At 58.2% G+C, this 18,593-nt stretch carries 15 protein-coding genes and 1 pseudogene; 13 read left to right on the top strand and 3 right to left on the bottom strand.

Features of this window, described 5'->3' with window-relative positions:
* From VL003_RS09215 to gcvH, 5 genes are all read left to right on the top strand, one after another.
* Positions 1 to 3,299: translocation/assembly module TamB domain-containing protein (locus VL003_RS09215; RefSeq protein ID WP_325441745.1), on the top strand; the 3,299-nt coding region annotated here is incomplete at its 5' end.
* 77 nt (positions 3,300 to 3,376) lie between these two features.
* Complete coding sequence (dcd, locus tag VL003_RS09210) at positions 3,377 to 3,946, top strand: dCTP deaminase (RefSeq protein ID WP_325441743.1); 570 nt, start codon at positions 3,377 to 3,379, stop codon at positions 3,944 to 3,946.
* A gap of 34 nt (positions 3,947 to 3,980) precedes the next feature.
* Positions 3,981 to 6,245, top strand: a complete 2,265-nt coding sequence (locus VL003_RS09205) for an arginine/lysine/ornithine decarboxylase (protein WP_325441741.1) — start codon at positions 3,981 to 3,983, stop codon at positions 6,243 to 6,245.
* Positions 6,246 to 6,247: 2 nt separating this feature from the next.
* Complete coding sequence (locus VL003_RS09200; RefSeq protein WP_325441739.1) at positions 6,248 to 7,447, top strand: BaiN/RdsA family NAD(P)/FAD-dependent oxidoreductase; 1,200 nt, start codon at positions 6,248 to 6,250, stop codon at positions 7,445 to 7,447.
* A 100-nt stretch (positions 7,448 to 7,547) separates the two neighbouring features.
* Positions 7,548 to 7,928 (top strand): glycine cleavage system protein GcvH, encoded by a 381-nt coding sequence (gcvH, locus tag VL003_RS09195; protein ID WP_325441738.1) that lies wholly within the window; start codon positions 7,548 to 7,550, stop codon positions 7,926 to 7,928.
* Between the two features lie 54 nt (positions 7,929 to 7,982).
* On the opposite strand, the gene aptA is transcribed toward gcvH, so the two are convergent.
* Together aptA and VL003_RS09185 are read right to left on the bottom strand one after the other, a co-directional pair.
* The gene (gene aptA, locus VL003_RS09190; RefSeq protein ID WP_487047251.1) at positions 7,983 to 9,308 is read right to left on the bottom strand and encodes an omega-aminotransferase AptA; all 1,326 of its coding nucleotides are present in this window, start codon (positions 9,306 to 9,308) and stop codon (positions 7,983 to 7,985) included.
* Positions 9,306 to 9,776 (bottom strand): annotated as a pseudogene (locus tag VL003_RS09185) (dihydrofolate reductase); the annotation flags it as partial. The pseudogene VL003_RS09185 and the gene aptA, both read right to left, overlap by 3 nt.
* A 323-nt stretch (positions 9,777 to 10,099) precedes the next feature.
* On the opposite strand from VL003_RS09185, the gene VL003_RS09180 reads away from it, so the two are divergent.
* The 6 genes from VL003_RS09180 (at position 10,100) to arsB (ending at position 15,375) form a co-directional block, all read left to right on the top strand.
* A complete protein-coding gene (locus tag VL003_RS09180; RefSeq protein ID WP_325441736.1) occupies positions 10,100 to 10,933 on the top strand; it encodes a thymidylate synthase in 834 nt (277 codons plus the stop codon).
* A gap of 210 nt (positions 10,934 to 11,143) precedes the next feature.
* Positions 11,144 to 12,073, top strand: coding sequence for an ArsJ-associated glyceraldehyde-3-phosphate dehydrogenase (locus VL003_RS09175; RefSeq protein ID WP_325441734.1), 930 nt, complete (start codon positions 11,144 to 11,146; stop codon positions 12,071 to 12,073).
* A gap of 11 nt (positions 12,074 to 12,084) precedes the next feature.
* Positions 12,085 to 13,338 (top strand): organoarsenical effux MFS transporter ArsJ, encoded by a 1,254-nt coding sequence (arsJ, locus tag VL003_RS09170; RefSeq protein ID WP_325441732.1) that lies wholly within the window; start codon positions 12,085 to 12,087, stop codon positions 13,336 to 13,338.
* A 9-nt stretch (positions 13,339 to 13,347) separates the two neighbouring features.
* Positions 13,348 to 13,671: an ArsR/SmtB family transcription factor gene (locus tag VL003_RS09165; protein WP_325441730.1), complete on the top strand. Its 324-nt coding sequence runs from the start codon at positions 13,348 to 13,350 to the stop codon at positions 13,669 to 13,671.
* A 94-nt stretch (positions 13,672 to 13,765) separates the two neighbouring features.
* Positions 13,766 to 14,266, top strand: a complete 501-nt coding sequence (locus VL003_RS09160; RefSeq protein ID WP_325441728.1) for an arsenate reductase ArsC — start codon at positions 13,766 to 13,768, stop codon at positions 14,264 to 14,266.
* Between the two features lie 80 nt (positions 14,267 to 14,346).
* Positions 14,347 to 15,375 (top strand): ACR3 family arsenite efflux transporter, encoded by a 1,029-nt coding sequence (gene arsB / locus VL003_RS09155; protein WP_325441726.1) that lies wholly within the window; start codon positions 14,347 to 14,349, stop codon positions 15,373 to 15,375.
* 52 nt (positions 15,376 to 15,427) lie between these two features.
* Here arsB and VL003_RS09150 read toward each other — a convergent pair whose 3' ends face one another.
* A complete protein-coding gene (locus tag VL003_RS09150) occupies positions 15,428 to 15,850 on the bottom strand; it encodes an OsmC family protein (RefSeq protein ID WP_325441724.1) in 423 nt (140 codons plus the stop codon).
* A 196-nt stretch (positions 15,851 to 16,046) separates the two neighbouring features.
* On the opposite strand from VL003_RS09150, the gene coq7 reads away from it, so the two are divergent.
* Together coq7 and VL003_RS09140 are read left to right on the top strand one after the other, a co-directional pair.
* A complete protein-coding gene (gene coq7, locus VL003_RS09145) occupies positions 16,047 to 16,706 on the top strand; it encodes a 2-polyprenyl-3-methyl-6-methoxy-1,4-benzoquinone monooxygenase (protein ID WP_325441755.1) in 660 nt (219 codons plus the stop codon).
* 689 nt (positions 16,707 to 17,395) lie between these two features.
* Positions 17,396 to 18,532, top strand: coding sequence for an MraY family glycosyltransferase (locus VL003_RS09140; protein WP_414708277.1), 1,137 nt, complete (start codon positions 17,396 to 17,398; stop codon positions 18,530 to 18,532).
* Positions 18,533 to 18,593: the final 61 nt, after the last annotated feature.

Raw genomic sequence — 18,593 nt, 5'->3', positions numbered from 1 at the left:
AGCTGCACGTGGCGTGGCGCGAACTGCTTGACCGCCGCTTGCGCACCACGAATCTATCAGTGGGCGTGCTTGACATCGACGTACTGAGCGATGCCGAGAAACAGCCCGATACCGAGCCCTTCGGTTTTCCGGCCATACCGTTTCGGGTGGCGCTAGATCGTTTCTACCTGGGCAAGCTCAATGTCAAACTCGACGGCGAGCCGCTACTGCTCGATGTACGCGATCTGCAGGCTTCGCTGGCCGTTACCGAAAGCAATGCCCAACTGGTGTTTCAGAACCTGAACCTGGGCCGTGACGGCATCGAGGCCGATATCCAGGGCGAGTGGCGCCTGCTGGAACTGGCAGACCCGTGGCCCTTGTCATTGCAGATAAAAACCAGTGCCCATAGCGATGAACCCAATTCGCCCCTGTGCCTGCGTCATTTCGTGCCCGAGCTGCCCGCCGAAAATCCATTGACGGATCTGGCGGGCATCAGCTCGGCCTGCGCTCTTGACCTGCAAATCAACGCTACCGGCAATCTGAATGAACTGGCGCTGGACCTGACCGGTCAGGGCCAGGATCTTCAGCTTGATCTTGAGGCAAGCCTGGCGCCCCGCGCAGGTTTTCCCTTGAAGCAGGGCAACCTGAATTTGCGGCTCGCCGACGGCTCGTCGCTGGCGGGCGAGGTGGCCTGGGACCTGGTCGAACGCGAGGGTGTCACTCATGATCAGGTTGCGGGCTGGCTTCGCGCCGACAAGCTCAATTTTCGTTTGTTGGCAGGTAATGAGGTGCCCCCGGGCGCCCTGACCGCCCAGCTCGATTTCAATGCCCAGTTGCTTGATCATCGCCGGCCGTTGTCGGCAAACTTGAATCTTCAGGTGGATCCGGCCTCGCGGTGGAACGGCCAGGAATTATCGGGTGCCGTACGAGCAAGGCTGGTCAATGTGGCGCCCTTGGCGCAACGCAGCCAGGAGCTGGCCAAGGGTACCTTGTGGCAGCACTTGCAACTGCCCGAGTTTGACATGGACCTGGCTTTAGGCGGGCACAAGCTTGTCGGTAAAGGGTCGCTTGGCACGCCGGGCAGTCGCGTCGATCTTGATCTGGCGGTGTCCCGCCTGGCTGACGCCTGGCCGGGCTTGCCCGGCGGTGCGCACTTAAACGGATGGCTGGGCGGCTCGCTGCACGAACACGCGCTAGACCTGAAAGCGGAATATACGCCTGATGATTCTCAGGCTGATAAATTGGGCAGTGCGCCAATCAACGCTCAAGTGGCCATGCAGGGCGGCTGGGGTGTGCTGCAGACTGAAACCGGTGCAGAGGGTTGGCGTGGAGCCGTGTCGATGCTGCATGCATCCCACGCAGGGTTTGGGGTAAATTCGCTCACCCCCATTCAATTGGTCTTTGCACCGCAAGCGGTGGCCCCTGACTGGCAATGGGGGGTGGGCGAAACCTCGTTGTCGCTCACGCTGCCCTCGGGCAGCGAGGCGGTGGTTCACCATCAGCGCTCCAGCGCCGGCCACGGGCGATGGGAAACGCGAGGCGACATTGGCCGGCTGGTGGTGTCCAAACCTATTGTTCAAGAGCTGCAGGCGCTGGTTCCCAGCGGCGCTTCCGACCCCGATCGCGGCCGGATCATCATGGCCGGCGACGACAAATACTCTACGGTTGAAATCGTGTTCGAGGCGGCATGGGACTTCAAGTTTTCAGGTGCGCTGGCCGGGTCGCTCGATTTGCGTCGTCTGTCGGGCGACTTCATCGTGCCGGCCGAGCCGGAGTTTCCGCTGGGCTTGCGTAATCTTGACGTGCACCTTACCGCCACCCCCACCGGCGGGGCGAGCAGCCGCCTGTTGGCCGAGCTTAACGTCTCGACCGAGAAAATGGGCCGGATCGATGCCGAACTGGGCGCTGTGTTGAGCAGCTCGCCCGAGGGCGGCTTTGAGCTGGCTGCAACGCCCCGCACGTTTGAGGTGGATGCGGACATCAACGATTTGAGCTGGGCCAGTATGTTTGTGGGTGACGCCATGGATGTGGGCGGTGTCCTTGCCGCCCAATTGCGGGGTAGCGCACGGGCCGACGGTACCTGGTCCACACAGGGAACGGTCACCGGTCGCGAGATCCGGGTGGTTCGTATCGATGACGGCGTACGCTTGCTTGACGGCGAACTGTCGGCCCGGCTAGACGGTGACCGTGTCATTTTAGAGAGCCTGCGGTTTCCGGCCAGGCTGCGCGTTACCCCGGACGAATGGCGAACCGCCGAGTGGGTGTCCACCAACCCCGACGCCAAGGACGGCAGCCTGACCTTAAGCGGAAGTTGGAAATTAAGTGAATCGGTGGGCGAAATAGACATCGATCTGTACCGATACCCGATTTTGCAGCGTTCAGACCGTTACGCCATGGTTACCGGCCGGTTGCGGGTTGATGCGCCGCTGCCTTCGTTCTCGCTTTCGGGTCAGCTTACCGCCGATGCGGGTTGGGTTGACCTGGACATGCTGAGCAGCGTACCGACGCTGGACAGCGATGTGGTGGTCGTACGTTCGGGAGTCGCACCCAAGGCAAGCGCCCCCATGGATATTGCCCTTGATCTTACGGTCGATCTGGGGCCACGGTTTTACATTACCGGTTACGGCGTCAACTCGGGCCTGGTGGGGCAAATGCGCCTGTTGATGCGCGAGGGCAAGCTGACGGCCGAAGGCGCGTTGCGCACGCGAGGCGGCTCCATTGATGTTTACGGCCAGCACCTGCAACTGCGGCGCGGCTCCATCACGTTCCAGGGCGACGTCAGCAACCCGGTGCTTAATATCGAGGCATTACGCACCGGCGTCGCCGTCGAGGCGGGTGTAAGGGTCGCCGGCACGGCCAAGCGGCCGCGCATTGATCTGGTTTCGTACCCCGAGGTCAGCGAGGTGCAAAAGCTTTCGTGGTTACTGCTGGGGCGCGGGCCTGACGACTCAGGCGGTGATGCCGCGTTGCTGTTTTCGGTGGGTACGTCGTTCCTGGGCAAGGGCGAGCCGTTTTATCGCAGGTTCGGCATCGATGATCTCAACATGCGCTCGGGCGAGCTGGGCACCACCGGCAGCATCTTGCCCGTGGAAAGCGTGGTGCGCGGACTGGATAGCGGCACCAGCAACATCGAGAACCAGTTTGTGGTGGCCAGCCGCCGCATTACGGATGGTGTTACCGCCAGTATCGAGCAGGCCCTGTCGGACAGCGGTACGGTCGGTCGCCTTAGCTACCAATTGGCGCGGGGCCTGTCGGCACAGCTGAGTGTGGGCACCGTTAACGGAATTGCCCTCATCTACCGCACGTTTTTCCGTGATTAGTTGTTTTGTGGCCCCAGTACGCCCCTCTGTCGTGGGTAAGGGATAAAATAGGCGCCCTCGTTACAAGGGAAAACGCAATGAGCATAATGAGTGATCGCTGGATTCGGGAAACCGCCTTGCAGCACGGCATGATCGAGCCATTTGAACCCGGTCAGGTGCGTCAGGCCGCAGACGGCTCGCGCATCGTCAGTTACGGAACCAGCAGCTACGGCTATGATGTACGGTGTGCCGATGAGTTCAAGATCTTCACCAACATCAATTCCAGCATCGTCGACCCCAAGGCCTTCGACGAAAAGTCATTTGTCGACTTCAAGGGCAATGTGTGCATTATTCCGCCCAACTCGTTCGCGCTGGCTCGTACGGTCGAGTACTTTCGTATCCCGCGCAGCGTACTTACCATTTGCCTGGGTAAAAGCACTTATGCGCGTTGCGGAATCATTGTCAATGTCACGCCGCTTGAGCCCGAATGGGAAGGTCACGTGACGCTTGAGTTTTCAAACACCACACCCTTGCCCGCCAAAATTTATGCCGGCGAGGGGTGTGCGCAGATGCTGTTCTTCGAAGGCAACGAGGTGTGCGAAACCTCGTATCGTGATCGCGGCGGCAAGTATCAGGGGCAGCAAGGCGTTACCTTGCCTCGCACCTAGTTTTTAGCATTTATTGGCCCCAGGGAGTCATCGTATGAAATTCCGTTTTCCCATCGTCATCATCGATGAAGACTACCGTTCCGAAAACGCATCGGGGCTGGGTATTCGGGCGCTGGCAGAGGCGATCCAGGCCGAGGGCGTCGAAGTGCTGGGCGTTACCAGCTACGGCGACCTAAGCTCGTTTGCGCAACAGCAAAGCCGCGCCAGTGCCTTTATCTTGTCGATCGACGACGAAGAGTTCGACGTCGATTCCCCCGAAGACGTGGCCAATGCCATCAAGAACCTGCGCTCGTTCATCGGCGAGCTGCGGTTTCGCAACGAAGACATTCCCATTTATCTGTACGGCGAAACGCGCACCTCGCAGCATATTCCCAACGATATTCTTCGCGAGCTGCACGGCTTCATTCACATGTTTGAAGACACGCCCGAGTTCGTGGCGCGGCATATTATCCGCGAGGCACGCGCCTACCTCGACGGCCTGCCGCCGCCGTTCTTTCGCGAGCTGGTCAAGTATGCGTCCGACGGTTCCTATTCGTGGCATTGCCCGGGGCACTCGGGCGGTGTTGCGTTTCTGAAAAGCCCGGTGGGCCAGATGTTTCACCAATTTTTTGGCGAGAACATGCTGCGCGCCGACGTATGCAATGCGGTAGACGAGCTGGGCCAGCTGCTGGACCATACCGGCCCCGTGGCCGAGTCCGAGCTCAATGCCGCGCGAATCTTTAACGCCGACCACTGTTTTTTCGTGACCAATGGCACGTCAACCTCGAACAAGATTGTTTGGCATGCCAACGTGGCGATGGACGATGTGGTGGTGGTTGACCGCAACTGCCATAAATCGATATTGCACGCCATCACCATGACAGGCGCGATTCCGGTGTTTTTGCGGCCGACACGTAACCATCTTGGCATTATCGGCCCCATTCCGCTCGCAGAGTTCGAGCCCGAGAGCATTCGCCAGAAAATCGAAGCCCACCCCTTTGCCGACCGCATCAAGAACAAAAAGCCGCGCATTCTTACCATTACGCAAAGCACTTACGACGGGGTCAGCTACAACGTCGAAATGATCAAAGAAAAGCTCGGCTCCGAAATCGACACCCTGCATTTCGACGAAGCGTGGATACCGCATGCCGCGTTTCACGAGTACTACAAAGACATGCACGCCATTGGCAAGAACCGTCCGCGCAGCAAGGACGCCATGGTGTTTGCCACCCATTCAACGCACAAGCTGTTGGCGGGTTTGTCGCAGGCATCGCAAATTACGGTGCAAGACTCTGAAACCCGCAAGCTCGATCGCAACGTGTTCAACGAGGCGTACCTCATGCACACGTCAACCTCGCCTCAGTACGCCATTATTGCGTCCTGCGACGTGGCGGCCGCCATGATGGAGCCGCCCGGGGGTACCGCCCTGGTCGAAGAAAGCATCAGCGAAGCGCTGGATTTTCGCCGCGCCATGCGTAAGGTGGAATCCGAGTTTGGCAAGAACGATTGGTGGTTCAAGGTGTGGGGGCCCAAAAAGCTGGTTGCCGAGGGCATCGGCCATCGCGACGACTGGATGCTTGAAACCGATGCCGAATGGCACGGTTTTGGTGCTTTGGCGCCGGGCTTCAATATGCTCGACCCCATCAAGGCCACGGTGGTTACGCCCGGCCTTGATATCTCGGGCACCTTCGCCGAAACCGGCATACCAGCGGCGCTGGTCTCTAAATATCTGGCCGAGCATGGCGTGGTCATCGAAAAGACCGGCCTGTATTCGTTCTTCATCATGTTTACCATTGGCATTACCAAAGGCCGCTGGAACACGCTGCTAACCGCGCTGCAGCAGTTCAAGGACGACTACGACCGCAACCATCCCATGTGGCGCATCTTGCCCGATTTCTGCAAAGAGCATCCGCGTTATGAGCGCATGGGCTTGCGCGACCTTTGTCAGCAAATCCACGAAGCCTATCGTGCTCACGATGTGGCGCGGCTGACCACCGAAATGTACCTTTCAGACATGGTGCCGGCGCTCAAGCCTTCAGATGCCTACGCCAAGATGGCCCACCGCGAAGTCGAGCGCGTATCCATTGACGAGCTCGAAGGCCGGGTGACCGGCGTGTTGCTTACGCCGTACCCACCGGGCATTCCTTTGCTTATTCCGGGCGAGCGGTTCAACACGCGCATCGTGCATTACTTGCAGTTTGTTCGCGAATTCAATAAACGGTTTCCGGGTTTCGAAACCTATGTGCACGGTCTGGCCGAAGACATCGGACCCGATTCACAGCCGCGTTACTACGTCGACTGCATACGCGAAGAAGATTGAGCATGTTTGACGTTGCCGTCATCGGAGCCGGCGCAGCCGGCATGATGGCGGCTGCCGTGGCGGGCCAGCGCGGCTTGCGCGTGGTGCTGGTGGACCATGCCGAGCGCCTGGCCGAGAAGATCCGCATCTCGGGCGGAGGGCGCTGCAACTTTACCAATATTGGCACTACGCCGGCCCAGTTCATTTCTCAGAACCCCAATTTTTGCCGATCAGCCCTGGCAGCCTACACGCCGCGTCATTTCATTGACATGGTCGAGCGCCATGGCATTGCCTGGCACGAGAAGCATCGGGGGCAGTTGTTTTGCAACGACTCTAGTGAGTCGATCATTCAGATGCTCAAGCGCGAATGCGACACAGGCCGCGTAAGTTGGCGCATGCCGTGCCCAGTGCAGGCCATTGTGCATGAGGCCGGGGCGTTTTCCATCAAGACCCACGGCGAGCCGATACAAGCCAGGCAAGTGGTCATTGCCACCGGCGGCATGGCTATTCCACAGTTGGGCGCCACCGACTTTGCCTTGAAAATCGCGCGCCAGTTCGGCTTGAAAGTAGTCGAGCCGCGTCCGGCGTTGGTGCCGCTGACATTCGACGCCGAGCACTGGAAACCGTTTGCCGCGCTAAGCGGCGTTTCGCTGGAGGTGGATGTGCGATGTGGTCAGGGCAAGGGCAAGGCGCGTTTTGTTGAAGACTTGCTTTTTACCCATCGCGGCCTGTCGGGACCCGCGATCTTGCAGGTTTCCAGCTATTGGAATCCGGGCGAAGCCATACACATAAACCTGGCGCCCGACCAGGATCTGGAGCAGGTACTGCTTGCGGCCAAACCGGGCAATCGTCAGCAGCTCGACAATACGCTTTCTGCCATCTGGCCCAAGCGGCTGGCCGAGCAGTGGTTGGCCGCCATGCCCGAAGCGCCCGCAGCCATGCGCATGGCTGATGTGCCCGACAAGGTCTTGCGCCTCCTGGCCGCCCGCATTCATGGTTGGTCATTGCGCCCTACCGGTACGGCGGGTTATCGCAAGGCTGAAGTGATGCGGGGTGGGGTGGATACTCGCGGCCTCGATCAAAAAACCATGCAGGCCAAGGCCGTGCCGGGCCTGTATTTTGTGGGCGAGGCGGTCGACGTTACGGGCTGGCTGGGCGGCTACAATTTTCAGTGGGCCTGGGCGTCGGGCGTGGCGTGTGGGCGGGCGGTGCAGGGCACTTAGGCAGCAACACTAGTGTCCAGCCGACCTGCCCGCTCTGGTTTGCAAGGTCGATTCACGTTATGCTGGCGCTCTGAACAATCAGCAATATAAAGAGGGTCAAATGAGTCAGCCAGACGATCGCAAATACACGCCGTCTCACGAATGGGTCAAAGCCGAGGGCGATGTCTTTTTGGTGGGTATTACCGACAATGCGCAAGATCAGCTGGGCGACCTGGTGTTTGTCGGCGACTTTACCGTGGGTGCGCACCTGCAGGCGGGTGAAACCGCAGGCGTGGTTGAATCGGTCAAGGCGGCGTCCGATATTTACGCCCCGGTCGCCGGCGAAATTACCGCCTTCAACGAAGAGCTGGACAGCCAGCCCGAGCTGATCAACGAAAAGCCCTTCGACGCCTGGATATTCAAGATCCGCCCGACCAACCCTACCGACGTCGAGGCCTTGCTTGACGGCCCTGCTTACCAAGACCTGGTCGACGCCGACTAAGCAAACAGTTGCTCGCACACGGCCTCCTGTTTTGCGGGAAGCCGTTTTTATTGCTTAATGCACCTGGCGAAGTGCAGCGGCCAAAGTGTTGAACAGATGGTCGATCTGTTCATGGTCAATGATAAGCGGCGGAGACACCGCGAGCGTGTCGCCCGTGTAGCGCAGCAATACCCCATTGTCGTAGCAGGCCTGGAATACTTCGGCCGCGCGAGCCCCCGGGGCTGATTCGCGGGCTTGCAGTTCGATTCCGGCCACCAGCCCCAGGTTGCGTATGTCCTGCACATGGGGGGCGCCTTGCAGACGATGCGCCGCCTCTTCGAAATACGGGGCCAGTTGCGCCGCGCGATCGAACAGCTGTTCGCGTTGGTAGATGCCAAGCGTTGCGCGAACTGCGGCCGCAGCCAGTGGATGGCCCGAATACGTATAGCCATGAAACAGCTCGATGCCTTCAGGCGCCCGAGCAGTAATACTGTCGTATATATTGCGATGCACGGCCACTGCGCCACAGGGCACGGCGGCATTGCTGATGCCTTTGGCAAGTGTCAGCAAGTCGGGCGTCACGCCGAACAGTTCGCTCGCGGTGGCGGCGCCCAGCCGCCCGAACGCTGTAATCACCTCGTCGAAAACAAGCAAGATGCCATGCCGTTCGGTAATGGCGCGCAATGTTTCAAGGTAACCCTTGGGCGGCACCAGCACGCCGGCCGAGCCGGCCAGAGGCTCGACAATGACCGCCGCAATCGTCGACGCATCGTGCAATGCGACCAGGCGCTCGAGCTCGTCGGCCAAATGTGCTCCCCATTCGGGCTGGCCACGAGAAAACGCGTTGTGCGCAAGGCTATGTGTATGAGGCAGATGGTCGACGGCAGGAAGCAGGGCGCCGGAATACGCCTTGCGGTTGGCAGTAATGCCCCCCACTGAAATGCCGCCGAAGCCCACGCCGTGGTAGCCGCGCTCGCGGCCGATGAACCGTGTGCGCTGGCCCTGGCCCTGGCTGCGGTGATAAGCCAGGGCGATCTTCAGGGCTGTGTCTACCGACTCAGACCCCGAGTTGGTGAAGAAGATGCGGTCCAGTTGCGGCGGCATGATGCGGGCGACGGCAGTGGCGGCCTCGAAGGCTTCGGGGTGCCCCATCTGGAAGCCGGGGGCATAGTCCAGCGTACCCGCTTGGCGGGCGATGGCCTGGGTAATCTCCGGGCGCGCGTGCCCGGCGTTTACGCACCACAAGCCCGAGGTGCCATCCAGTATCTTGCGCCCGTTCACATCGGTGTAATGCATGCCTTGCGCGCTGCTTAGCAAGCGGGGGCTTTGCTTGAACTGCCGATTTGCAGTAAACGGCATCCACAGATGCGACAGGTCGGGGCGCGCGCGCCTGTAGACCACAAAGTCGTACTGGTAGCCGTTTTCTTCGGGCTGAGGCTGGCGCTCGTGCTCTTGCCATTGGTCTGCGGCAAGTTCGGGGAAAAACACATCGCCGTCGATATCGGCATGAATTTCGGTGGCGACGATTTCATCGGCCAGCGGCAAGGCTTCGTGGAAAATTTGCGCGCCGCCAATTACGCATGCGGTCTCTTCGCCTTCGCAGGCGGCCATGGCGGCCGACAAGGAACCGAACACGCGGGCGCCCTCGGCCGAATAATTCGGGTCGCGGCTAATGACGAAATTGGGCCGGCCCGGTAACGGCCGGCCAAGTGATTCCCATGTTTTGCGGCCCATTAATATGGGCTGCCCCATGGTGGTGCGCTTGAAGTGTGCCAGGTCGGCCGGCAAACGCCAGGGAAGGTCATTGTCGCGGCCGATAACCCGGTTTGCAGAGTAGGCGACGACCAACTTCAGGTAGGGATGGGCCATGCAAATGCCTTGTAAAGTCGGACCTCGACCGGGCCATTGATATGGGCTGGAAGCTGTCAAAATGGCCATATCATACTCTCAAGAAGTGGCACGGAAAAGCTCGCTCAGAGGGCATGTCGACTGGTTGAGAAGGACGCCGGCAGTTGTCGGACAGGAGACCTTCGGAGTTGCCTGAGAAGTTGTCGGGGTAAAATGAGACATACTCTAGCGTCGGTTTGCCAGTTATCTCGATTGACACGCAATACGGTACCGGCACTTCAAGCTCCGTGGTGTCAAACCCGGTCAACTCCTGTGCTTCCGCATTACAGAGAAGAGCAAATTACGTGAAACAATATCTCGAATTACTATCGGACATCTTAGAAAATGGGGTTCAAAAGGGCGACCGTACCGGTACCGGTACCACTTCGGTCTTTGGACGTCAGATACGCCATGATCTCTCGAAGGGATTTCCACTCCTTACAACTAAGAAGCTGCATTTTAAAAGTATTGCCAATGAGCTCATATGGTTCCTGAGTGGTAATACTAATATACGCTGGCTGAACGAGAATGGAGTGACTATCTGGAATGAGTGGGCGACCATAGATGGAGAGTTAGGGCCTGTGTATGGAAAGCAATGGACAGCATGGCCGACAAAAGAAGGTGGAACCATCAATCAAATTGACTACGTGGTCGACAAGCTAAGAACCAATCCGGATAGTCGCAGAATCCTGTTTCATGCGTGGAATCCCGAGTACTTACCCGACGAATCCTTAAGTCCGGTCGAAAATGCCCAGCAGGGCAGAATGGCCCTGCCCCCTTGCCATTTGCTGTATCAGTTTTACGTGGCAAACAACAAACTTTCGTCTCAACTGTATATCCGGAGCTCTGACAGCTTCCTCGGCTTGCCGTACAACATAGCCTCTCTTGCGTTGCTGACACACATGCTTGCTCAGCAATGTAATCTCGTTCCCCACGAGATTGTCGTCAGCCTGGGAGACTTGCACGCGTATTCGAACCATTTAGACCAGATTCGGACGCAGCTTTCGCGTGAGGTGAGGGCTTTGCCTGAATTGAAAATAAAGCGCACGCCAGAGTCCATCTATGGATATCAGTTCGACGATTTCGAAATTGTGGGCTACCACCCTCATCCGTCGATTTCCGCGCCGATAGCCGTGTAGGTTGAATTCGTTGCCCGAAGACGCTTGTCATCCCACGGTCATAAAATAATGCAATAATTCAACAACAGTTGAACTATTGAATCAAAGGGGAGATGATGAAAGTCGGTATCAACGGAATGGGTCGTATCGGGCGCTTGGCGCTTCGTTCCGCGATGGGGGGCCGCCGAGCGGCAGAGCGACGATCCCCGGGCCGGTCATCGCCTCGAGGTGGTGGCAGTCAATGAAATCAAGGGTGGTGCCGCTGGTACTGCCCACTTGCTGGCCTTTGACTCTGTTCAGGGCCGTTGGCGTGCAGACATTGCGGCTGAAGATGACCATGCAATACACATCGACAGCACAAGGCTGGCCTTCAGCGCTCACGCCAACCCCGCCGATATTCCCTGGGGTGATTTGGGTGTGGATGTGGTGCTGGAATGCACCGGCAAGTTCCTGACTCCCGAGACGATACAAGGCCACCTCGACCAAGGCGCCAAACGCGTCATCGTGGCAGCACCGGTCAAGACTGGCGGTGTGCTTAATATCGTGGTGGGTATCAACGAACAGCTCTATGACCCCACCAGGGATCGCATCGTGACAGCAGCAAGCTGCACCACCAATTGTCTGGCCCCGGTGGTCAAGGTCGTGCATGAGGCCCTAGGCATCAGACACGGTCAGATTACCACCATCCACGACCCCACCAACACCAACCTGGTGGTGGACGCCCCGCATAAAGACTTGCGCCGTGCCCGCAGCGCGATGTTGAGTCTTGCGCCAACCACGACAGGCAGTGCCACCGCCATTGCGCTTATCTACCCGGAACTCAAGGGCAAGTTGAATGGCCATGCCGTTCGCGCTCCGGTGTTGAATGCTTCGCTGACCGACTGTGTATTTGAACTGCAGCGCCCCACCACTGCCGAGGAAGTGAACGCACTGTTCAAGGCTGCTGCGCAGGGCCCTTTGGCCGGCATATTAGGTTACGAGCAACGCCCTCTGGTTAGCGCTGATTACGCCCGTGACACACGCAGCTCTATCGTTGATGGTCTTTCTACCATGGTGACCGACGGCACAATGCTCAAGGTCTATGCTTGGTACGACAATGAGATGGGCTACGCCTGTCGTATGGTAGACCTGGCCAAGCATTTGGAAGCCCAGGGAATTTAAGGCTGTTGATCATGAAACATGCTACTCGTAACTACGCCATTGTCACGGCGTCGTACTGGGGGTTCACGCTCACCGATGGCGCTCTGCGCATGTTGGTGCTACTGCACTTTTACCAGCTTGGCTATTCTCCATTCACCCTGGCGTTTTTGTTCCTGCTGTATGAAGCCGCGGGTGTGCTGGCCAACCTCGTCGGCGGCTGGCTGGCAACGCGTTATGGCATCACACGCATGCTGACCGTAGGGTTGATGACCCAGATCGTGGGCTTCAGCGTATTGTCCATGCTGGATCCGGGGTGGACAGCCGCCATGTCGGTGGCCTGGGTGGTGGTCGCACAAGGGATTTGTGGCGTGGCCAAGGACTTGACCAAAACCGCCAGCAAATCGGCCATCAAAGTTACGCAAGCGGCCGCCCTAGCGCATCAGGGTGCCGGCGACAGCGGGCAGCTCTTCAAGTGGGTTGCCTGGTTTACAGGCAGCAAAAATGCCATGAAGGGTTTCGGCTTTTTCTTGGGCGGTGTGCTGTTGCAGACGGCGGGTTTTCAGGGCTCGCTGTGGTTAATGGCCGGCTTGTTGGCGATGGCGCTGCTGGCTGTGGTCAGCACTTTGCCAAAGATGATGGGCAAAAGCAAAGCCTCCAAATCTGCCAAAGAACTGTTCGCCAAAAATGCCGGTATCAACTGCTTGGCCGCTGCCCGGGTGGTGCTGTTTGGCGCGCGTGATGTGTGGTTTGTCGTGGGTGTCCCCGTGTTCTTGTACTCAGTAGGTTGGAGTTTCACCATGGTAGGTGGGTTCCTGGCGACCTGGACGATTGGTTATGGATTGGTACAGGCATTGGCCCCGAACATCGTCAAGCGTAGTGTCGATGGTCTAAGTAGCGAGGTACCGGCCGCGCGTCTTTGGTCGGCGCTTTTGGCACTGGTTCCGATGGCTCTGGCTACCGCTGTTGCGTTGGATGCGCCCCATCTGGAATGGGTGGTTGTGGCTGGGTTAGGCGTATTCGGTTTTGCCTTTGCGGTGAACTCCTCTGTTCATTCTTACCTCGTGCTGGCCTACGCGGGTTCCGAGAAAGCCGCCGAAGACGTCGGCTTCTACTACGCAGCTAACGCGCTGGGCCGTTTCTTCGGCACGTTGATGTCAGGACTGCTCTACCAATGGGGTGGGTTGCTGTATGCCCTGTTGGGTTCGGCGGCGATGCTTTTGATATGCTGGGTTTTCACCCTGTATCTACCCGTGAACGTAAACCGGGCTGCTTCGGTGGCATCCTGAGGACTCGAAATGAATGAATCGTCTGTAGTGAAGGCCCTGGGTGCTCTGGCCCAAGAAACCCGCCTCAAATTGTTCCGCCTTTTGGTCGTTGCCGGTGAAGAGGGTCTGAATCCCGGGCAAATGGCTGAGACCCTGGACGTCACGCCTACAGCGCTGTCGTTTCACCTGAAGGAACTCAGTCATGCGGGCCTGGTAAGTACCGAACGAGACGGACGAAACATCATCTACCGGGCTGACTACGGCGCCATGGATACACTCCTTGCTTTTCTGACGAAGGAATGCTGCCAAGGGCGACCTTGTCTTGCCACGACAACGCAAGCGTGCATCGATTGACAGCACCCATAAAACGACACCAATTCACCTTGACCTCAGCGTCCTAATTCAAGACCTCGCTTTTTTCGCCAAACTCCACCGCTAAGGAATTTACATGCCTTCTCGTATCTACAACGTTCTATTTTTGTGCACGGGCAATTCGGCCCGCAGTATCTTGGCCGAAGCGCTCATCAATAAGTTGGGTGGAGGGATGTTTCGTGGTTATAGCGCAGGGAGCCATCCTGCAGGCAAGGTTAATCCGTTCACAATCGACCTGCTGCAGCGCAATAATTTTCCGGTGGATGGGCTGCGCAGTAAAAGTTGGGATGAGTTTGCTCGACCCGATGCGCCGTCGATGGATTTTGTGCTGACGGTGTGCGATCAAGCTGCTGGAGAGGTTTGCCCGATATGGCCCGGCCAACCCATGACAGCACACTGGGGGGTGGAAGACCCCGTGGCAGTGGAAGGCACAGACGAACAAAAACAGAAAGCTTTTTCGTCCGTGTTCATGATCCTGCGCACCCGCGTCGGCTTGCTGGTGAGTCTTCCGATTGAAAAGTTGGATAAGCTGTCGCTGCAAAAAGAGCTGCACAGTATCGCCAAGCAACGTGGCTGAGCTTAGGTCAGTCGCTCAATTGGCCAGGCTGGAAAGGCTCGGCTATGTTCATTTTGATTAGGTCAAGCCGGGGGTAGTGAGTGGGTCTGTTTGAACGATTTTTGACGGTATGGGTTGCGCTTGGGATTGCTGCGGGAGTGGTTCTGGGCCTTTGGCTCCCCGGTCTGTTTGAGGGGGTTGCTGGGCTGGAATATGCGCAGGTCAACCTGGTCGTGGCGGTATTCATCTGGGTGATGATTTACCCGATGATGATTCAGATTGACTGGCATGCCGTCAAAGACGTGGGTAAGCGCCCGCAAGGTCTGCTGCTTACATTGGTTCTGAACTGGCTTATCAAACCGTTCACTATGGCTGGCTTGGGTGTCTTGTTTTTCCAGTATCTGTTCGCGCCCTGGGTGGATCCTCAGTCGGCCAGCGAATATATCGCCGGCATGATATTGCTGGGTGTGGCACCTTGCACCGCGATGGTTTTTGTGTGGAGCCAACTCGTCAAGGGCGATGCCAATTACACCTTGGTTCAAGTATCGGTGAACGACCTTATCATGGTGTTCGCCTTCGCGCCCATCGCCGCTTTCTTGCTGGGCGTGACCGACGTGACCGTACCGTGGGAGACCTTGCTACTGTCCACCGTGCTTTACGTGGTGTTGCCGTTGGCTGCAGGCGTATTGACCCGCCACCAGCTACTGAAGCGCTCGGAGCAGGCTCTGGCGTCATATGTGGCTGCGCTCAAACCCTGGTCGATTGTTGGCTTGATTGCCACCGTGGTGCTGCTGTTTGGCTTTCAGGCCAATACGATTGTGGAGCGACCCGGCATCATCGCGCTGATTGCAGTGCCGTTGGTGTTGCAGACTTACGGCATTTTTATCATTGGCTGGTGGGGTGCCCGATTGCTCAAGCTGCCGCACAATGTTGCTGGTCCGGCTTGCCTGATCGGGACTTCCAACTTCTTTGAGTTGGCTGTCGCCGTTGCTATTTCGTTGTTCGGCCTTAATTCGGGTGCTGCCCTGGCCACGGTGGTGGGCGTGCTGGTTGAGGTGCCGGTGATGTTAACGCTGGTTGCACTCGTTAATGCCTGGGGGCCAAGAAACTCCAAAAGCATCGTTAGCTGAGACGCGATGCCGCACCGGGGTATCGCGTCCTACCTGATGGGCAGCTTCGCGCTCAAGCCTCGATGATTGAAACTGAATGCGTGAGTTCGGCGGTTCTGGCCAGCATGGCCGAGGCCGAGCAGTACTTTTCGTGCGAAAGCTTGACCGCACGCTCGACGGCCGCTTGTGGCAATGCTGTGCCGGTCACTTTAAACGCGAAGTGAATCTTGGTAAAAACCTTGGGGTCGGACTCGGCGCGTTCAGCCTCGAGCTTGACCTGGCAGCCTACTACGGCGTGCCGGCCCCGCTTTAGAATCAGTACCACATCGTAGGCGGCGCATCCGCCCGCGCCGGCCAGCATCATTTCCATGGGGCGCGGCGCCAGGTTGTGGCCGCCTCCCTCGGGCGCGCCGTCCATGGCGGCTACGTGGCCGCTGCCTGTGCGCGCCACGAAAAGCATGCCTTCGGGGCCGCCCCAATCTATCGTGCATTCCATCTGGAGTCTCGTTCGATCGAAGTAAGTCAGGGGTAAATCATAGCTTACACGCAGGATCGGCGATCGGGGCCGACCCTGCGCGGGCCACGGAATTTTTATATCATGTCACGGGTCAAACCTGATTGACGGTGCCGCCGTCAATTTCCTGCTTTCTCTAGAAGGGGGCGCTGTGGCCCAAGATACTGCAACCCAAACCCTGCCCGTTGGGCATTCGCCTGCAACCGCGCTGCGCGGGCTCGACGCCATACTGGCCGAAGCCGGGCGCGCCATGCAAGTTCTTGCGGGCGTGGCACAGGCGGGCCGGCCCAATCCGGCTGGTCGGCAGGCTGCCGAAACCAAGCTTACCGACGCCCAGAGGCGGCACGCCGCAGGCCTGATGCGTGTCAATCACGTCGGTGAAGTCTGCGCGCAAGCGTTGTACCGGGGCCAGGCCGTATTCTGCGACGATCCGGCCACGCGACAACTGTTGCTGCACGCGGCGGCTGAAGAGGTCGACCACTTGGCGTGGTGCCGCGACCGCCTGAACGAACTTCAAAGCCGCCCCAGCTATCTGAACCCATTCTGGTATGCAGGCTCGTTTGCCCTGGGGGTGGCGGCGGGTCGCGCCGGCAAGGCACGCAACTTGGGGTTTATGGCCGAGACAGAGGCCCAGGTTGAACAGCATCTAGACGGCCACCTTACCCAATTGCCTGAATCCGACGACCGCTCCAGACGCATTGTCGAGCAGATGCGCGCCGACGAAATTGATCACCGCACAACGGCACAACGTGAGGGCGCCCAACGCCTGCCATTGCCCATTCGGCTGGGCATGCGCGCCATGTCCAAGGTCATGACCGTCACCGCTTATCGGCTGTAGCAGGGTAGGGTGTGTTGTAGTTTGGTAACGATTTAATCTGCCGGAGTTTTGGTTTTACTTGCCATTCGGGTTTCCCCTAGGTATACTGCAGTTGTGTTGGCAAGAAACCGCGTTTACCGCCAGAACTGCTTTAAATACAACAGCTTCCAAAAGTTTCTTGCACTGCAGCATTTTTTGTTATATAGTTTAGTTATCGGATGCCGAAACGTGATTGTAAGGGCAAACCCTTAAAAAACCGCAATCACCCAGGCTCAAGCACTTAGCTTTCGTAGCCCGGCATGCCAAGGTTGTCTCCTCCACCCTCCTCCTTTGGTGGATTTAGCCCGAGATCTCACGATCTCGGGCTTTTTTTTATCCATCTTCCGCGCCCGGCTCCGTCTTGTATATTCACGATGTCGTCTGCCAGAAAAAGGGCAGCTGACGCTGGTGATTTGCCACAAAGCATGTGCAACCCAAGTACATAAAACACCCGGTCCTGCAATGGGGAGCACTGGTTTCCCTCGATCTTGGTTACATGTTTAGTTGCATATTTTCTTTAGGGTAAGCCCTAGTTGTTACAGATTCGGCTCATAATGGCGGTTATCTGATTCGGGTTTGCGTCTGAAGCGGCGAGCGGTCGAGTTCTTATGCGTGGCCACGCCGTTGTCTTTAGCGGGTCCGGCTTGTTTTCGTTATGGAGTTACCTGTCTGTGCCTCAAACTTGGGACACTTTAACTTGGTTGTATATCTGTATTGTGGCTTTCACGGTCGGTGGGCTGATCGTTGCGTCCGAACGTTGGCATGGCGCCTTCACGGGCGATTCCGACATGTCCAAGCCGCAAGCCTCGCACTCGCGGTCCACGCCGCGTGTTGGGGGGTTGGCCGTGGTGGCGGGCAGTCTGGCAGGTTTGCTGGTGCTTGGCCCCAGCAATATGACCCTGACCTGGCTTTGGCCGGTCTTGTTTATTGCCGCCATGCCGGTTTTTGTGGCCGGGCTGCTCGAAGACATCACCAAAGAGGTCGGGGCCGGCAAACGCCTTATCGCCGCTTTCGTGTCGGCGGCCATTGCATGGTGGCTGCTGGGCGGGATTTCGCGCGTGGGCATCAGTGGAATCGACTGGCTGCTGGCTATTTGGCCCATATCGCTGTTCGTTACGGTTGTCTCCGTAGGCGGTGTCACCCATGCCTTGAATATCGTTGACGGCATGAACGGTCTGGCCGGCATGGTGGCCACATTAATGGCGCTTTCCATCGGTCTGGTGGCCCTGCAGGTGCAGGACATCCCCATTTTTCTGATTGCAGCGGCGCTGGCATCGGCCACGATGGGCTTTCTTGTGTGGAATTTTCCGTTTGGCCGGGTATTTTTAGGCGATGGCGGGGCTTATTTTCTGGGCTTCATGCTTGCTTCTCTGGCGGTGCAACTGGTGGTGCGCAACCCGGCGGTGTCGCCTTTTTACGCACTGGCGGTCGTGTTCTACCCCGTGTTTGAAACCTTGTTTTCGATCTGGCGAAGGCGCTTCAAGCGCGGAACGCCGGTCGATCAGCCCGATGCCCTGCACTTGCATCAACTGGTGTTTCGACGCCTGGTAAGGGTGACCTTCAGCCGCGACAGCCGCCATGCCGTGCCGGCATTGTGCAATGCCATGGCCTCGCCGTATTTGTGGGTGTTGACCTTGATCGGCCTGGTGCCTGCCACCCTCTGGTGGCATGACCCGGTTATTTTGTGCATCAGCATGGCGGTATTTGCCGCGGTCTATATCTGGATCTATACGCGACTGGTGTCCTGGCGCCGCCCAGCATGGCTGCTGCTTCCTTCATTGGGGCGGCACGGCCGCAACAAGCACTAGCCGGGCCGGCGGCTCGCGCTACATGAAACATCGGTTGTCTTTGCTGCGTTGACCAAATTTA

Origin of the sequence: Pusillimonas sp. (assembly GCF_035515275.1) — a bacterium.
Classification (GTDB): Bacteria; Pseudomonadota; Gammaproteobacteria; order Burkholderiales; family Burkholderiaceae_B; genus Pusillimonas.
Note: the sequence above shows the minus strand (reverse complement) of the source record. Positions and strands in the feature narration are given on the sequence as shown.